The organism is Vibrio sp. MA40-2 (assembly GCF_047302445.1).
Taxonomy (GTDB): Bacteria; Pseudomonadota; Gammaproteobacteria; order Enterobacterales; family Vibrionaceae; genus Vibrio.
Genome location: NZ_CP178627.1, coordinates 1,364,690 through 1,381,227, shown reverse-complemented (window position 1 = coordinate 1,381,227; position 16,538 = coordinate 1,364,690). Strand labels below are relative to the sequence as shown.

Here is a 16,538-nt window from a genome sequence, read left to right as displayed (position 1 = left end):
TATTTCTTATCGCTTTTTGTTGCTAATTTAGTGCCTGTCCCGTAAAAATCGTAACATGTGGTGCCTGTCCCTTTAAAGAAACAGCCTTATTACGCCAAACTACTCTGTTCAGTTGGCGTAATAACCACCGCTATTGATTTGGATGTTGGGGTATCACTAAAATCGCCGGTGCTCTCAAGTGGAATAAGCGCATTCGCTTCTGGAAAATATGCGGCCACATTTCCCTTTGGTATCTGGTAAGGGATCACTTTAAACCCATAAATTTTACGCTTATTGTCATCAGTCCACAGTGTTTCAATGTCAACTAAATCTTCCGCTTGTAAACCTAGAGCATCAATATCCGCTTGATTGATAAAAATAACATTCCTTTCACCAAATACTCCTCTATAACGGTCATCATAACCATAAATAGTTGTATTGTATTGGTCGTGAGAACGCATGGTCTGCAATACAAATACAGGCCGTTTGCTTGAACTAGGCGCATCATAAATAAGGATGCTTTCAGGTAGAGCGTGAGCGCAAATTTGAGCCTTACCTTGTGGGGTGTTCCATACTAAATCTCGCGCACTGTTACCTAAATAAAAACCACCCGGCACATCCAAACGTTGATTAAATTGGGAAAAACCTGGAATGGTTTTTTCAATATAATTACGAATATTATCATAGTCATCAATCAATGATTGCCAGTGAACTGGATTATTTTCGCCTAACGTAGCCTTTGCCATACCGGCTAAAACAGCGACTTCTGAGCGCATTTTCTCTGCAGATACATCCATTTTTCCGGACGAAGCATGCACCATAGAAAATGAATCTTCTACGGTGATTTTTTGCTCGCCACTGGATTGAATATCGATATCGGTACGTCCATAGCAGGGTAAAATCAAAGAATCTTTGCCCGGATTAACGTGGCTACGATTAAGTTTGGTAGCAATATTCACAGTTAATTCAGCCTGACGCATTGCGGCCATCACTCTTTCTGTATCAGGTGCAGCCGCGACTAGGTTGCCACCTAAGCCGATAAATACTTTACTTTCACCTTTACTCAACGCTTGCAGTGCGTTAGACACATTATGACCATGTTCATGCGGTGGTTTAAAACCAAATACTTTTTCTAAACTGTCTAGAAAGGCAACCGATGGTTTTTCGTTTATTCCTACCGTACGGTCACCTTGAACGTTTGAATGACCTCGTACTGGGCATAAACCTGCTCCAGGTTTGCCTATTTGGCCAAACAACAGCTGTAAATTGGTTAACTCTTGAATTGTCGCGACAGAATGTTTGTGCTGAGTAACGCCCATAGCCCAAGTAACGATGCGTGTTTTGGCATTATGATAAATATCAGCTGCCTGCACTATTTCATCTTTAGTTAGACCTGATTGTTGTAGAATTTGTTGCCATGGCGTGGTTTCAACAATCGCAAGGTAGTCATCTAACCCTTGCGTTTGTTCAGCAATAAAATCCAAATCAAAGACGCTATCACCTTGCGATACTGCTTGCTTATGTAAATCAAGTAGCACTTTAACGATGCCTCGAACCACTGCCATATCCCCGCCTAATTTAGGCATAAAATAGTGACTAGTGGTTGGAGTCGATCCGTTACTCAGCATTTCTAGCGGATGCTGAGGATTGGTAAATCGTTCTAATCCTCGTTCTTTTAGATTATTGAACGCGACAACCTGAGCACCACGTTTATTAGCAGAAGCTAGGGTTTCAAGCATTCTAGGATGATTGGTTCCCGGGTTTTGACCAAACAAGAAAATCGCATCAGCAACTTCAAAATCGTCCATGGTTACCGTACCTTTACCGATACCAATTGACTCAATAAGAGCATGCCCAGTCGCTTCGTGACACATATTCGAACAGTCTGGAAAATTATTGGTTCCGAAACGGCGAGCAAAGAGTTGATACACAAACGCAGCTTCATTACTAGCACGACCAGAAGTATAGAATTCAGCTTGGTTAGGATTTTTAAGTCGATTTAAATGGCTTGCTACAAGGTCAAAAGCCTCATCCCAACTGATCGGTTCATAATGATCTGTCTCGGAATTATAGCGCATCGGTTCACTTAACCGCCCTTGATACTCTAAATAGTAATCGGTTTGCTTATTAAGCCAAGACACCGAATATTTAGCGAAAAAATCACGATTTACACGACGAGTCGTTGCTTCCCAGTTGACCGCTTTGGCACCATTTTCACAAAAGCGAAAACGTCCCGGAACGCCTTTCTCTCCCCAAGCACACCCAGGACAATCAAAGCCACTATCTTGATTAGTACGAAATAAATTGACGATGTTTTTGGCAACATTTTCACTTTTAAACAGATGTTGTGTGGTCGATTTTAACGCAGCCCAACCACCAGCTGACCCAGAATACTCTTTATAACTCATGCCATTATCTTCTTATTTTTACTCTGGCTTCATTCGCCAGTGTCCATTGTACAAATTAAATTGTTCCGCTTTGGTAAACCCAATCAGCGTGATATCGAACTGACGAGCGATATCCAGTGCAATTTTTGAAGGCGCTCCAACTGAGACGATAGCGGCAATACCGGAAATAACCGCTTTTTGCATTAACTCAAAACTTACTCTACTGGTTAAAACCACCACACCTTGCCGATGCCATATTTGTTGGCGTGATACAAAACCAAGCAGTTTATCTAGTGCATTATGTCGACCAATATCTTCTGCTACCGCGACCAACTCACCATCAACCATATAAGCGGCACCATGAACAGATCCCGTTTGGTGGAATTGAGACTGACTTTGATTGAGTAGAGACGGATAGTTAAGGACATCTTGAGCCGACAACCAATGCTCAGATTGATCTATCTCTCTAGATTGAGAGAATTGCAACGCACGAATTGACGTTGCACCGCAAACTCCACAGCTAGATGTGCTGATAGTACGACGAGTGGATGAAGACAAACGAGGCTCAATTCCCGGCTTTAATATCACCACAATATGGTTCATTGCATTACTCGTGTGAGAGTCAAAACAGCGAATAGCTTCGATATCAAGCCAGCTATTCACAACACTTTGGCCAATAAGTAACCCATACACCAAGTTTTCATCGTCGCCAGGCGTACGCATCGTCATACTCCACAACTCACATTGCGTAGTGCCATCAACTTGCCATTCAATACTAATCTGCAACGGTTCTTCAACCGTAAGAGCATCACGACTAAAATGGTAGCCTTGACCGTTAACATAACGTTTTCGATTAACGTGTTTTAAATAAACTGATTGGTCAGTTTTCAGTTGATTAACTTTATCTGATTGCATCACACCATTCTTGGATATTTTGAGAATAAGTAAAAATCACTCCAAAATATCAAATGGAGTCAGTAGTATCCTGTGAAAGTAAGTACTACAAAACACGACATTTCATGACAGAATTTGGAGGACATTAACGAGAAAATGTGAGTTTCTACGTAAAACTCGTGAGAAAATTACTCCTCACTTTAAAAGACGTCAATAGAAATACGTCTTATATTTACTAATAACAAAAAACACAATTAATAAATATATCGCCATTTAAATTTACAAATAGACCCAATTGACTAACATTTAATACCAATTGGCGACATTTCGTAGCAATTAACAACAATTGATAACAACTAGCAATAAACCGCTAGTCATCAAAGAAAAATATGCTCAAATAGGCTAAAATTGACACTATGGATAAATCCCGTTCTAATTATCGAGAGTGCGAATGATTAATTCGAAAATAAGTCCTAAGCTTTGGGTGGAAAGCTTTGTCATGTGTCGATCTAATCAGACCGAAGAAACTCTTACCCCTGCAGAAAAAATGAAGCTTTCTCACTTTATATGGCTTTGTTTAACCATGATACCTCTCGGTATTATTTTTATAATATTAAATTTACTCGCTGGAAATACGGAAATTGCTTGCACGATTGGGGTATTTTCTAGCTCTATAGCAGTTAATTTATTGATGTTGAAAAAATGCTACAACTTACACGTTATCTATCACTTCTGTAGTTTTCTGTTTTTCATGTTGTTAGTTGTTGTTACCTATTTAGAGCCAAATAGTGAAGGCCGTGTTTTATGGATTTACACTTACCCTTTATTTACTATATTTGTGTTTGGCTATAAATTAGGCATAACGTGGAGTATTGCTTTAATATGCTCAATAGTAGGATGTTTGGAGATTTTACATGCTGACATTCCTCATTACTTAGAAGCATTTAGATTACGTTTTTACTTAACCTATCTTGTTATTGTTTGGATAACGGCATGGTTAGAGTACGGCAGGAGTCGGCACACAAATTCATTACAAGATGAAATTACTAGAAGAATAAAACTAGAAGAGCAACTAACTATTTTGGCCGAAAAAGACGGCTTGACTAATCTTTATAATCGTAGCTCTATGTGGAAACTTGCTAATCAGGAAATCCATAGAACTAAACAACACGACACCGAATTATCATTTGCAGTTATGGATATAGACAACTTCAAGGCCGTCAATGACACTTACGGTCATCCAACTGGTGATGAAGTCATAAAATATGTTTCCCAGCTGCTTACTCAATCACTAAGAAAATCGGACATTGCTTGTCGCTTAGGAGGCGAAGAGTTCGCCGCTTTAATTCCACAGACATCGGCTAAAGAAGCTCATAAAATAATGGATAGATTTAGACAAGAAGTAAGTCAACATATTTTTGATGCGGAAGGTACACATTTTCAAATCACGATCAGTATCGGCATTTATTCAATATCCAAACAAAATGCTTCGTTTAAACAAGCCTATGCCAAAGCTGACAAAGCATTGTATCAAGCTAAAAAAAAGGGTAAAAATACTGTTTGTATTTCACAATAAGACTCAATGTGCAGTATTAGTTTAAATGATGAACAAATTTATCATTTAAAACGAACGCCTTTATTTGCTGCACGGTTTTCGAACTATAAATAATACTTGTATGGCTGCAATTCAGCATTATATGGTCAGTCATTCCTTTTAATTTTGTTTCTCTAAGACTAACCGTACCATCAGACATTTCGTTATCAGCCAATAATACCGGACGCAACCCTAAGGGAAGGTGACCCGCAATTGATCCTATTTTTTGTTCGCCGTTCCACGTTCTGTATTCAGGCTTCAAACCATATAAAAACGAATTACCTAATATCTTGCTGCACTTTAGTTCAACTAATCGCTGAGCGATAGAAGATCCGTTTAGTGGGCTAGCCAGTGTGACCAAATGAGAAACAACATCAATACTCGGTTTTTTACACTCTAAAAATGACAATGCCAACAGCCCCCCTAACGAGTGGCCAACAAGAATATTAGACTTTGATAAATGCAAAGCCTGTTCAATTTTGTCAAAAACTGATTCAATATTTATGTTTCGGCTATTATAACTTATGATTTCAACATCAAAGCCTTCCTTGCGCAACCTATTTGCTAAAGGCTTCATTATCAATCCATGCATAAACAAACCATGTAAGATAATAATTTTATCCATTAAACGCTCTCTTAATTATTCCCTACAAAACAAATACTAGCCAAACGAATAGCGATAACTTGGCTGTTTTACTCATAAAAATGCACACCGCATGTTAAGTGTCTTTTTCGTAAGTATATCTCATACCAAAAATTAGAACATCACACTTTACATGCAAACCTCAAGCAAGCAAACCTTGTGTCCTCTTAATAAATCCGTAGAATCATCCAAAAGTTTTAATACGGTAAAATTATGCCTAACCTCAAACTGCATCGTCGTGACTATGTCTCTATTCTCGGTGACGATATTTCAGCAGAAGAGTTGCAACAAACGTTATCTCCACATTATGAGAAATCCACAACAGCGTTGACTCCGAGCCCATATTTAACTGAAAAAAGTTTACAACGTCGTTGGGACAAATTAGCACGTCCTCAAATTAAAGCCGAACTGTTGGATTCTCATAGCGAACAACAAGCCATGGCTTACCATAGAAATATCGAACATTTTATTGGTACCGTAAAAGTGCCCGTTGGCGTCACTGGCCCTCTGAGAATTAACGGTCTATTTGCCAAAGGTGATTATTTGGTGCCTTTAGCCACTACAGAAGCAGCGTTAGTTGCATCGTATCATCGAGGTTCTAAGCTATTGACGGCGTCTGGTGGCGTCAGTGCAATGCTACTTAATGAAGGTGTCACGCGTACTCCAGGTTTCGCTTTTTACGGTCTAGCACAAGCGGGACAATTTGTTGCTTGGGCGACAACACAATACCAACAATTCAAATCGATTGCTGAAGCGACCACGTCTCATGGCACCCTGACCGATATAAATATTAACATCGAAGGTAATCATGTTTACTTAGTATTTGAATATTTAACTGGCGACGCTTCCGGTCAAAACATGGTGACGATTGCTACCAATGCTGTGTTTGAGTTTATTTTAGACAATACGCCTGTTACTCCCGAATATGCTTTTCTAGATGGCAATTTATCTGGTGACAAAAAAGCCAATAGCCAAACCTTGCGCAGCGTTAGAGGCAAAAAAGTCACCGCAGAAGCGCACATATCGGCTGAATTGATCAAAAAACATCTGCATACGACACCGCAAAAAATGATGCAATTCGGTCAAATGACCACGGTAGGTGGCGCGTTGAGTGGCACAATAGGCATCAATGCCCATTATGCTAACGCTTTGGCGGCACTGTACATCGCTTGCGGCCAAGATGCTGCTTGTGTGGCTGAATCAGCTATCGGTATGACACGGATGGAAATAGATAAGAATGGCGACTTGTATGCCAGTGTCACACTGCCTAATTTGATGGTAGGCACCGTAGGAGGAGGCACTAATTTACCCAGTCAAAAAGCCTGCTTAGAATTAATGGGGTTACATGGAACTGGTAAATCTCAAGCACTTGCTGAAGTTTGTGCAGCACTTTGTTTAGCAGGTGAACTGTCAATTGTCGGTGCTTTTTGTGCGGGGCATTTCGCAAAAGCACATCATAAACTGGCTCGAAAATAGTCAAAATTAATCACTTGCTCAAGTTAGTAAGACTTGGAGATTGTTGGTTAATGAACAGTTAGTTACCAAAATAAATTAACCCGGATTTAATCTCTTTCAAGTAACTTAATCACATCGTCGATTCTACTCACAATAAAATCTGCGGAGCTGAAATCAGCAAGATCAACATTTGCATTACCAGTCTCAGGTATAGCGATGGTGGTTATATTGGCAGCGAGCGCAGATTTTACCCCAGTTAAACTATCTTCTAACGCTAATGCATATTCGGTAGAAATGTTCAACCGAGCACAAACGTTTAAATATACATCTGGGGCCGGTTTGCCTCTTTTTACCGAATCGGCGCTCACTGTTACTGCAAATACATCTTCAAGCTGAAGTTTTTGTAGCACAGCGGTGATAATCTCCTTACTCGACGACGTAGCCAACGCAATAACAAAGCTATGTTGCTGTAAAAATTCAATTAATGAATAAAGACCAGGATTGGCCTTAGCATTTTGTCGAATCAGACCGGCGGTAGTTTTCAGTAATAAAGTGGCAAAATATTCTGGTTCGACATTCAAACAAAATTCATCAATCCAAAAAGTAGCAATATCATCAATTCGCTTACCCATCGTATTTCGAATACAATCTTCGCTTGAAATTCGCACACCAAATTGATCAAGCAAATCAATCTGAGCGGCTCGCCAATAGGGCTCCGAATCGAGTAACACGCCATCCATATCGAAAATAAATAGTCGTTTATTTTTCATTGATACATCCACGTTATATTAAGTAGTAACCCGGTAAACCGAATTCAATTCACTGACTCCCAAGCCACTTTTTTTACTCACTTTTAGCTGAACTGGTATACGTTCTTTCATCGCTTCAACGTGGCTAATCACACCAATCATTTTGCCAGAAGCATTTAAGCTATCCAATGCATCTAAGGCTAGGTCTAAGGTCTCTGCATCTAAAGTGCCAAAACCTTCATCTAAAAACAAAGAATCAATACTGGTTTTATGGCTGACTAAATCAGATAAACCAAGTGCTAACGCCAAACTAACCAAAAAACTTTCTCCACCAGATAAGGTTTTAGTATCCCTTACTACATCACCTTGCCACGTATCGACCACAGACAACTCCAAACCTTCATCTTGCCTACGTTGTAATTGGTAACGACCATGTAAACGGCCTAATTGACGGTTCGCCAAATGAACCAAGTTGTCCAAAGTTAACCCTTGTGCAAATTTGCGGAATTTATCACCTTTTTGCGATCCAATAAGCGAATGTAAATATTGAATATCATCATACTCATTGCGCAGCCTTTGTATTTCGTCCAACAAACCTTGCTGTTGCTCTCGTCTACGTTGATCGGATTGAAGTTCGTTTTGCAACTCCCCTTCTCGCTTAGACGTCTGTGAAATCTGTTCTTTCAGCTGTTGTAATTCTTGCTCAACTGCGCTTTTATCTTGCTGCTGATATTGGCTGGCATATTGGTGACTTAGCAATTCTTCAACTTGTTTGTTAGCGGTATCGGCGACAGCTTGCGCCCGTTCAAAATCAGAGGTTAATCTGGTCTTCAAGTCGATTAAATGCTGCCGTTGTTCATAATCTAACAAAGCACTTTCAAATGATTCTGTCGAACTAAACGGGCTTTGCTCAAGCAATGTAAGCCAATTTTGCTGTTGTTCGTGGCATGTCTGTTGTGCCGTCTCTAAGTTGCTGGTTAATAATGTCAATTCACCTTGGGCTGTTTTCAGATCTTGTTCCGCTTGTTGGCTATGTTTCACTGCTTCCAGCTGTGTTTCATCGGCTTGTGCTAAATCGCGGCGGCTAGTTTGTCGCTCTTGTTCAACCACTTTTGCACCAAATAGTTCGGTTCGACTTTCAACTAATTGATCGCGTTTATTCTGTTGATCGAGCAAACGCTGATGTTCTTGTTCAATAATTTGCTCGATTTCTGCAAGACGGGACAAATGTACTTCCAAATTGGACTGTAATGCGGTTCTTTCCGTATGAAGCTCAGTAAACCGTTGCTCGTTCAGTTGCCAGTTTTGCATATCTTCACGTTTTTGTTCGACCCACAGCGATAGGTCGGTATCTGTAGCTAAATCGTAACCACATTCAGTAATGCTGGCGATCAGTTGGGTTTGCTGCAAAGCCAAAGACGAATTCATATTTTCTAATCGTTGTATTACATCGTGCTTATTTTTTTGTTCATTTTCTCGTTGCTGCTGCTGTAATTTTGTAGCAGATTCTTGCTGAAAATACACTTGTTGAGCCTGTACTACTTGTTCTTTCGCTCGTTGTAATTGCCCATCAATATGACGAAACTTAACCATAAAATCGGCCAAATTGCTGCGTTTTTCTTGTTGCTGCTGAGAAAACTTGCTTAACCAATCGTCAGTAATCCCATGCGAATAAGCGATACTATTCGCCACTTGTTGCCACTGTTCAAGAAGCTTATTTTGTTCCTGTTCAAGCCAATTAATACGCTTGAAGGCTTCTTGTAATTGCCCATCAATTAATTCAATATTGCCCCTACATTCCAAACCACGGCTGCGAGTATCATCAAGCGCTATCTTTGCCGAATCTAATTCAGCTTGTTTTGCTGGTACATCGTATTTTTGGTTATGATCAGCTAGTGGGTGCTCCGTGGAGCCACACAAAGGACAAGGGCTATTTTGTTCTAATTGGCGACGGTAGTTAGCTAAAACTTTTTCTTGCTCTAGCAAGGCTTGTTCTTGTTTTACTTGCTGCTCGAGTGATTTAAACAGATTTTCATGCAACCGATACTGTTCTCTCAAATGAACGCGTGTTGCCTCTTGGGTGTGTTTTTTCTGTTCAAGTTGTTTTATCGTTTTTAATTTTTCTTGCTTTTCTTCATCAAAACCAAGCCACTGGGTTTGTAGATGTTGCAAGGTTTGCAAAACCGTTAACTGACTATTCAGTGAATCTAATTGGCTTTCTACTTCTGGCAAAGAGTCGGCAATATTAAACGTTGCTTGTAACGTCGATTTATCATTTTCTATTTGAATAACGCGTTGTTGACTGTGCTCTAACTGATTGAAACTTTCTGTTTGCTGCTGCTGAGCTAATTTCTCTTGGCCAACTAATTGGTTTATTTGTTGTTCCAGTTCAGCAAGACTCGTTCTTTGTTGTCGGATATCTTCAGATTGACGCTCTATCTGTTTAAGTTGTTCTTGCCATTTGGCCATATGTTGGCTTAGGGAGGCATCCGCTTGGTGTGTTTGTTGAAATTGACTAATGGTGCTAATCGCCTTGTCAACTTGTTGTAAATCTTTTGTTACCCTCTGTTGCAAGGTTTGAAAGCCAGCGTATTGTTGTTGCTGTTCAGTCAACCGCTTTTGTAATGTTTCACATTGACTGTTTTCCAGTTTTATCTGGTTATCCAACGGAATAATTTTCTGATTAATTAAATCTTCCAATTGGTTGTTATTCTGTTTAGCGATTCTTTGTTTTTCGGTTACTTGAATGGTGATTAACTCAAGCTGCTTTACCTTATCATCTAACCCTTGAATGGCTTTTTGCTTATCGCTTAACTGAGCTTCTAATCGTTGTCGATGCTGATTGGCTTGCTGCAAAAGCAAATAAGGCGAGCGAATTTTTTCTGCAGGTTCACTCGCCGCGAGTTTTTCTAATTCTGGTTCGGCTTGCTTTAACTGCTGGCTTGCTTGGCTTAACTGTAGCTCGGCCTGTGCCTTCTGGTGAGAGTATTTGTCTAAGCTGCCAAACCAATTGGCCTTTTCTTCTAACTTGGACAACTCTGCTTTACGATCTTGCTGTTGTTTATTTAGCTGTGTTTGTTGTGAAATCAATTCAGTTTTTACTTCTTGACTAAGAAGTTGCACGCCTTTGGCTTGCGCTTCTAAATTGGCTAGGGTGTTTTTCGCTTCACTATAATGCTGGTGCACTTTCTGGGAGATTTGGCTGTAAATTTCTGTTCCGGTCAGTTCTTCTAATAATTCCGCTCGTTCGGATTCTTTCGCATTTAAGAATGCCGCAAACTGCCCTTGAGAAAGCAACATCGATTTGGTGAATCGTCCAAAGTCCAAACCGGTAATGGATTCTATTAAATCATTTTTGATCGTCGCTTTGTTTGCTAACACTTTGCCTGTTTGTACTTCGGCTAATTCGACCGTGGCAGGTTGAAGATTTCCATCCACTTTTCCTCGCGCTCGCTTCATACTCCAAAATGCACGATACGCTTTGCCCTTTACTTCAAACTCAACTTCAGACAAGCATTCTGTGCACCCTCTGGTCATCAATTCATTGTTTGAATTGGTAATACCGCCCAGTCTTGGCGTCGAATGATAAAGTCCAACACAAATGGCATCTAAAATAGTGGTTTTACCTGCTCCTGTTGGGCCAGTAATCGCAAATAAACCGTATTCAGAAAAAGGAGGTTGAGTAAAATCTATCTTCCATTCACCTTTTAAAGAATTTAAGTTTTGAAACCGTAGACTTAAAATTTTCATTCGCTTTGCTCTCCGCTTTCTACTTCTGCTACGATTTGCTCAAAACGTGTTGTTATTCTAGTTAACCTTGCTGTTTCATCTTCAGATTGCAACGATTCATGCCCGACTCTTTTTTCGAACACATCGATAGGCGTTAACTCAGAGAGTGTTTCTAACTGTTCTTGTTGTAAACTCTGCTTCTGTTGGCTTCGGGCACGACGCAGTTGTAATACTTCCACATTAAGATCTTCGGTTAAAGATTGGATACGCTGCTGTAAATCAGATAGAAAATCTTGCACTTCTACTTCAACAGCCAACCAAACCGGTGATTGTTCGGTAACATCTCGAAAGGTTTGCAGTTGTTTTTCTATTGATGGTAAATCGCCTTTTATTATTGCCATTCTCTGAAAGGTAGGCACCTCAATAATCTGTATCTTAGTACGTGTCTCATGGTCAAATTCAACTAATACGACTTGTTTAGTGGATTTAAGCTCATCAAAGCTTAATGGAATCGGTGACCCGCAATAACGAATATGCTCTGACTTAGCGACTATTTGTGGTCGGTGAATATGTCCAAGTGCAATATAATCCGCCGGAGGAAAGCCATCTGCGGCAAAAGCATCTAGCGAACCTATATATATGTCGCGTTCAGAATCGGCTTTGGTTACTCCCATCGCGGTTAAATGGCCAGTAGTGATAATCGGTACAGCTAAGTTTTTCTGTTCACGTATTGTCTTGGCTTGGTTATATAAAGCAAAATAATGAGCCTTAATCGCATCACCAAGTTGCTGCTGTTTTTGCGTACCAGAAGAACCGGCCATACTGTGCATAACATCTCGTGCACGAACAAAAGGCACGGCACATAGTAGGGCCCCTATCTGTCCATTTGATGATAACTCAATAATTTGACTAGAATAATCATCCGATGTGTTCGCTACAACATGGGTATTTAAACATTCCACTAATGGCTTGGATTCATTAAGCATGGATACTGAATCATGATTCCCTCCGAGCACAACTAAGGTACAGTTTAGAGCATTCATCTGCACTACAAAGCGGTTATATAATTCACGTGCATAGCTTGGCGGTGTGCCAGAATCAAATACATCACCAGCAATAATCACCGCATCAATCTGCTGTTCTTGCACCAAATTAAGCAGCCATTCAATAAAGGCTTGATGTTCATTTTTTCTGCTCTTGGTAAAAAACGACTGTCCAAGATGCCAGTCTGATGTGTGAAGAATTCGCATTGAGGTTTTCTTATGTTGTCATGTAATCTGCTAGTGATTGTCTGATTGTGCCAATTAAGTTACTTTCATACAACGAATAGCCCTTTTATCTCGCTTATTTTTGTTTGATACTGAAAGGGATGTCAAAATAATTAGGAAATGGAAATGGCCAAACGACAAAGGGAAATAACACTTAGATTTTTAGCAGAACCTGGCGATGTGAATTTTGGTGGCAAAGTACACGGCGGGGCCGTGATGAAATGGGTCGATTTAGCCGCTTACGCATGCTCAGCTGGCTGGAGTGGTAAATATTGCATCACCGCTTACGCTGGCGGAATTCGCTTTGTTGCACCGATTCATGTGGGTAATCTCGTCGAAGTCAGTGCCAAAATTATTTATACCGGAACAAGCTCTATGCACGTGGCTATTGATGTGCAAGCCAGCGATCCCAAACAGTTAGACAAAACACTGACCACGCACTGTATTGTTATCATGGTTGCGGTTGATGCCGACGGAAAACCAACCAAAATACCAGAATGGACCCCAGTAACCGAGGAAGACATCAATCTGCGTGATTCAGCAATAAAGCTAATGAATATGCGTAAACAGATTGGTGAAGAAATGGAAATGCATGTCAAAATGCTAAAATAGACTCATATTCAGCACTATAGCCAATCAAGACTCTGCGAAAGTAGGATTGGCTTCTTTCGCAAGGTTAGTAACCAAAACCTTCGGCCACGTTGTGTGTTTAATTCATACCATTTGACGTATTTAACGTTACTCTTCTAGCATACTAAAATAAGTATGAACCGTTATTTTGCATCAATTTGTCATTTTTCTTTAATATGTTTCTGTTTTAATTCCGGTGGCTAGTTTTCGTATAGCGACGTTTTGATATGTCTGTATTTTGATATGGCTATACCATTAAATAAATAGTTTAACCGTCAATCTCAACCGTCACCTTTACTTCAAAATTAAAACAGTAGGCTTTACATTGATAGAAGATCGCACCCTTATTACACTAAGCGATGATACCATCGCTAACCCACGAGCGGTTGAGTATCAATGGGTACGTACCATGTATGTAGAAGGGTATAAAAGCCAAGATATTAACCATTACATTCAAACTTGTTTCGGTGGCGACAACATATTTGCAGATCTATTTCGAAAAGTTGCGCTGCATGAAGAGAGTATCTACGTATTGATGCAGTACGTTGGCTGCGCGCCTTCAAATAAAGAACTAAATTAAATGGCTACTAACAATTTTTCTAAATAAATAAGCGACCATAATCGGTCGCTTATCTTTTATCTTTTATCTTTTATCTTCTTATCCTTTCACACCACCGGCGGTCAAACCTCCGACTAACCAGCGCTGCGCGAGTAAAAATACGACAGTAATGGGTACGGCTGAAAGCACCGCAGCGGCGGCAAAATCACCCCACAGATAATTTTGAGGATAAAGGTACTGTTGCATTCCTACCGCAAGGGTATATTTGTCGACATCGGAGAGTAATAATGAAGCTACTGGTACTTCACCAACAACTGTAATAAACGACAAAATAAACACCACAGCAAGAATTGGCACCGATAAAGGTAAAAGCACCAAACGGAATGCCTGCCATGGTGTTGCACCATCCAGCGCAGCCGCTTCTTCTAGGGAATTATCTATCGTTTCGAAGTAACCTTTAATAGTCCATACATGTAACGCGATACCACCAAGGTAAGAGAAAATCAAACCACCATGGGTATTTAAGCCTAAAAATGGTATGTATTGCCCCAACTTATCAAACAGCGCGTACATTGCGACTAATGCCAGTACCGCAGGAAACATTTGAAAAATCATCATTGCTTTTAGAATTGTGTTTTTACCAGTGAATCTCATTCGAGCAAACGCGTAAGCAGATGTCGTTGATAACGCGACAATAAACACTGATGAAATAGCAGCTATTTTAACCGAATTCCACAGCCAGGATAAAACAGGAAACGGTGGTGGTGTAATCGAACCATCGGCATTGGTTACTGAAAAGCCTAAAGCTAACTTCCAATGTTCTAACGATGGATTGTCAGGGATCAAGCTGCCTGTAGCAAAATTTCCTTCTCGAAAAGATATCGCAATAATCATTAACATAGGGAAAATAATCATCGATAAAAAAGTCCACAAAGCTATATGCGTTGCCCACACTCGGTATTTTAAATTTTTACTTTGTACTATCGCCATAATATTTCGCCTTAATCCTGTGACAGTTTGGTAAATCGTAAGTTTAGTAAAGCTAAACCACCCACGAGTAAAAATATCAGTGTCGCGATAGCACTCGCCAAACCGAAATCTTGACCACCACCGCCTTCGAAAGCAATGCGGTAGGTATAGCTCACTAACAAATCGGTATAACCTGCAGGTTCGGACGTTCCAATCATATTGGGGCCACCGCTGGTAAGTAGGTAAATCATCACAAAGTTATTGAAATTAAAAGCGAAACACGCAATCAGCAAAGGCGTTAGTGGCTTGACCATCATTGGCAAAGTAATCTGGGTGAAATTCTTAAAAGGACCGGCACCGTCAATCGCTGATGCTTCATATAAATCGTCCGGTATTGCTTTAAGCAACCCCATACAAAGGATCATCATATAAGGAAAGCCTAACCATGTATTTACAATGATCACCATGGTTCGCGCCAAAATAGGATCAGAAAACCAGTTTGGACTAATACCAAACATCGCCTCTAGAACCATATTTATCTCTCCGAAACTCTGGTTAAATAGACCTTTAAAAATAAGGATAGAAATAAACGCAGGAACAGCATAAGGAAGAATCAATAACACGCGATAAATAGCTCGGCCTCTAAGATATTCCCATTGAACAATACTGGCTAAAACAAGACCAATAATCAGTGTCAGACCCACCGTTATCGCGGCAAATGCGACCGTCCAAATAAAAATACTAATGAAAGGTTCTTTTATTCCATCGTCTTGCCAAACGCGTTCAAAATTATCGGTACCAATATTAACCACAAACCCTGGAGAGATTGCCGCACCAATAAACTGTCCCGCGTCATCGACTACCTGATAGTACCCATTATCCATATTTGGATATAAATTCTGACCGGTTTTATTATTCGTCATCGACTGACTATCATCAGCCAAGGTATAAAGTGGCATAACAGACGCAAATTTTCTTAACCCACTCATACGAATATCTGCTCCGTTTGGCAAATGCAGATCAACGTTGGCTAAAGCGACTTTATTTTGGATAATGGTCTTTATTTTTTCTTTTTCACCAACAACTTGATCGATAGCCAATAAATCAAGTTCACTTTTGGCAAACCCTTGCAATATAAACGGCTCAGTGGCAAGCAATTGGTCTGCATCTTTAACCACAAGTCGGTGACCGTCAGCTGTTTTATACAGATAAAATGGATAACTCTCTCCACTTTGATAAGTTTGATCCAATAATACGGCCTGAGCCCGCTCTAAAGATAATTGATTACTGGCGCTGTAATTGGTAAAAGCTAAACCAACGGTATAGGCTAATGGAAACAGAATGAACAAGATCATCCCTGCGATACCCGGATAAATATAACGATGAGCATACGTCTTTTTGCTTGCAAAAATATACAAGGCTAACGCAGTTAATATTACCGTAAGCAAAGCAAATGCAACCTCACCACGTACATACATAATAATAGTGGCATAACCATTAACAACACCAATCATTGCCAATAAGGCCCATTTGATAACTATTTTCTGATTCGAAGTTATTTTTTTACTAGAAGACCGTTCCTCACTAGAAGAAAATGAGGAAGATGTGCCCAGATCTTTATTTTTCGTTGACTGCATATGAAAACCCATTGGCAATGAAAGGGAGAAAAATCAGGAGAGAAA

General features: G+C 40.0%; 12 protein-coding genes. 4 read left to right on the top strand and 8 right to left on the bottom strand.

What is annotated here, in order from left to right:
- Positions 1 to 89: 89 nt before the first annotated feature.
- Together ACLKML_RS06105 and ACLKML_RS06100 are read right to left on the bottom strand one after the other, a co-directional pair.
- Positions 90 to 2,387 carry an FdhF/YdeP family oxidoreductase gene (locus tag ACLKML_RS06105; RefSeq protein ID WP_413282824.1) on the bottom strand — a complete coding sequence of 766 codons (2,298 nt, stop codon included), beginning with the start codon at positions 2,385 to 2,387 and terminating at the stop codon, positions 90 to 92.
- A gap of 18 nt (positions 2,388 to 2,405) precedes the next feature.
- Positions 2,406 to 3,281, bottom strand: a complete 876-nt coding sequence (locus tag ACLKML_RS06100) for a formate dehydrogenase accessory sulfurtransferase FdhD (protein WP_413282823.1) — start codon at positions 3,279 to 3,281, stop codon at positions 2,406 to 2,408.
- A 430-nt stretch (positions 3,282 to 3,711) separates the two neighbouring features.
- Between ACLKML_RS06100 and ACLKML_RS06095 the strand changes: the two genes are divergently transcribed.
- Complete coding sequence (locus ACLKML_RS06095) at positions 3,712 to 4,836, top strand: GGDEF domain-containing protein (protein WP_413282822.1); 1,125 nt, start codon at positions 3,712 to 3,714, stop codon at positions 4,834 to 4,836.
- Positions 4,837 to 4,852: 16 nt separating this feature from the next.
- On the opposite strand, the gene ACLKML_RS06090 is transcribed toward ACLKML_RS06095, so the two are convergent.
- Complete coding sequence (locus ACLKML_RS06090) at positions 4,853 to 5,479, bottom strand: lipase family alpha/beta hydrolase (RefSeq protein WP_413282821.1); 627 nt, start codon at positions 5,477 to 5,479, stop codon at positions 4,853 to 4,855.
- A 231-nt stretch (positions 5,480 to 5,710) separates the two neighbouring features.
- Between ACLKML_RS06090 and ACLKML_RS06085 the strand changes: the two genes are divergently transcribed.
- Positions 5,711 to 6,973 (top strand): hydroxymethylglutaryl-CoA reductase, encoded by a 1,263-nt coding sequence (locus ACLKML_RS06085; RefSeq protein ID WP_413282820.1) that lies wholly within the window; start codon positions 5,711 to 5,713, stop codon positions 6,971 to 6,973.
- Between the two features lie 86 nt (positions 6,974 to 7,059).
- On the opposite strand, the gene ACLKML_RS06080 is transcribed toward ACLKML_RS06085, so the two are convergent.
- The 3 genes from ACLKML_RS06080 to sbcD are packed head-to-tail and all read right to left on the bottom strand — an operon-like array spanning position 7,060 to position 12,680.
- Positions 7,060 to 7,722: an HAD family hydrolase gene (locus ACLKML_RS06080; RefSeq protein WP_413282819.1), complete on the bottom strand. Its 663-nt coding sequence runs from the start codon at positions 7,720 to 7,722 to the stop codon at positions 7,060 to 7,062.
- 18 nt (positions 7,723 to 7,740) lie between these two features.
- Positions 7,741 to 11,451 (bottom strand): SbcC/MukB-like Walker B domain-containing protein, encoded by a 3,711-nt coding sequence (locus ACLKML_RS06075; protein ID WP_413282818.1) that lies wholly within the window; start codon positions 11,449 to 11,451, stop codon positions 7,741 to 7,743.
- Complete coding sequence (gene sbcD / locus ACLKML_RS06070) at positions 11,448 to 12,680, bottom strand: exonuclease subunit SbcD (protein WP_413282817.1); 1,233 nt, start codon at positions 12,678 to 12,680, stop codon at positions 11,448 to 11,450. The genes ACLKML_RS06075 and sbcD overlap by 4 nt, the downstream gene beginning before the upstream one ends.
- A gap of 144 nt (positions 12,681 to 12,824) precedes the next feature.
- Here sbcD and ACLKML_RS06065 point away from each other — a divergent pair, with 144 nt between their 5' ends.
- Positions 12,825 to 13,310: an acyl-CoA thioesterase gene (locus tag ACLKML_RS06065; RefSeq protein WP_413282816.1), complete on the top strand. Its 486-nt coding sequence runs from the start codon at positions 12,825 to 12,827 to the stop codon at positions 13,308 to 13,310.
- 343 nt (positions 13,311 to 13,653) lie between these two features.
- Positions 13,654 to 13,908: a hypothetical protein gene (locus ACLKML_RS06060; RefSeq protein ID WP_317718345.1), complete on the top strand. Its 255-nt coding sequence runs from the start codon at positions 13,654 to 13,656 to the stop codon at positions 13,906 to 13,908.
- A gap of 78 nt (positions 13,909 to 13,986) precedes the next feature.
- On the opposite strand, the gene malG is transcribed toward ACLKML_RS06060, so the two are convergent.
- Together malG and malF are read right to left on the bottom strand one after the other, a co-directional pair.
- Positions 13,987 to 14,877 (bottom strand): maltose ABC transporter permease MalG, encoded by an 891-nt coding sequence (gene malG / locus ACLKML_RS06055; RefSeq protein ID WP_413282815.1) that lies wholly within the window; start codon positions 14,875 to 14,877, stop codon positions 13,987 to 13,989.
- A gap of 11 nt (positions 14,878 to 14,888) precedes the next feature.
- Entirely contained in the window at positions 14,889 to 16,493 is a 1,605-nt protein-coding gene (malF, locus tag ACLKML_RS06050; RefSeq protein WP_413282814.1) for a maltose ABC transporter permease MalF, read from the bottom strand.
- Between the last annotated feature and the right edge of the window lie 45 nt (positions 16,494 to 16,538).

Bases quoted from the DNA above. Each gene is read 5' to 3' on its own strand.
- ACLKML_RS06100 (WP_413282823.1), bottom strand. From the start codon at position 3,281: ATGCAATCAGATAAAGTTAATCAACTGAAAACTGACCAATCAGTTTAT.
- malG (WP_413282815.1), bottom strand. From the start codon at position 14,877: ATGGCGATAGTACAAAGTAAAAATTTAAAATACCGAGTGTGGGCAACG.
- ACLKML_RS06095 (WP_413282822.1), top strand. From the start codon at position 3,712: ATGATTAATTCGAAAATAAGTCCTAAGCTTTGGGTGGAAAGCTTTGTC.
- sbcD (WP_413282817.1), bottom strand. From the start codon at position 12,680: ATGCGAATTCTTCACACATCAGACTGGCATCTTGGACAGTCGTTTTTT.
- ACLKML_RS06085 (WP_413282820.1), top strand. From the start codon at position 5,711: ATGCCTAACCTCAAACTGCATCGTCGTGACTATGTCTCTATTCTCGGT.
- ACLKML_RS06065 (WP_413282816.1), top strand. From the start codon at position 12,825: ATGGCCAAACGACAAAGGGAAATAACACTTAGATTTTTAGCAGAACCT.
- ACLKML_RS06080 (WP_413282819.1), bottom strand. From the start codon at position 7,722: ATGAAAAATAAACGACTATTTATTTTCGATATGGATGGCGTGTTACTC.
- ACLKML_RS06105 (WP_413282824.1), bottom strand. From the start codon at position 2,387: ATGAGTTATAAAGAGTATTCTGGGTCAGCTGGTGGTTGGGCTGCGTTA.
- ACLKML_RS06090 (WP_413282821.1), bottom strand. From the start codon at position 5,479: ATGGATAAAATTATTATCTTACATGGTTTGTTTATGCATGGATTGATA.
- ACLKML_RS06075 (WP_413282818.1), bottom strand. From the start codon at position 11,451: ATGAAAATTTTAAGTCTACGGTTTCAAAACTTAAATTCTTTAAAAGGT.
- malF (WP_413282814.1), bottom strand. From the start codon at position 16,493: ATGCAGTCAACGAAAAATAAAGATCTGGGCACATCTTCCTCATTTTCT.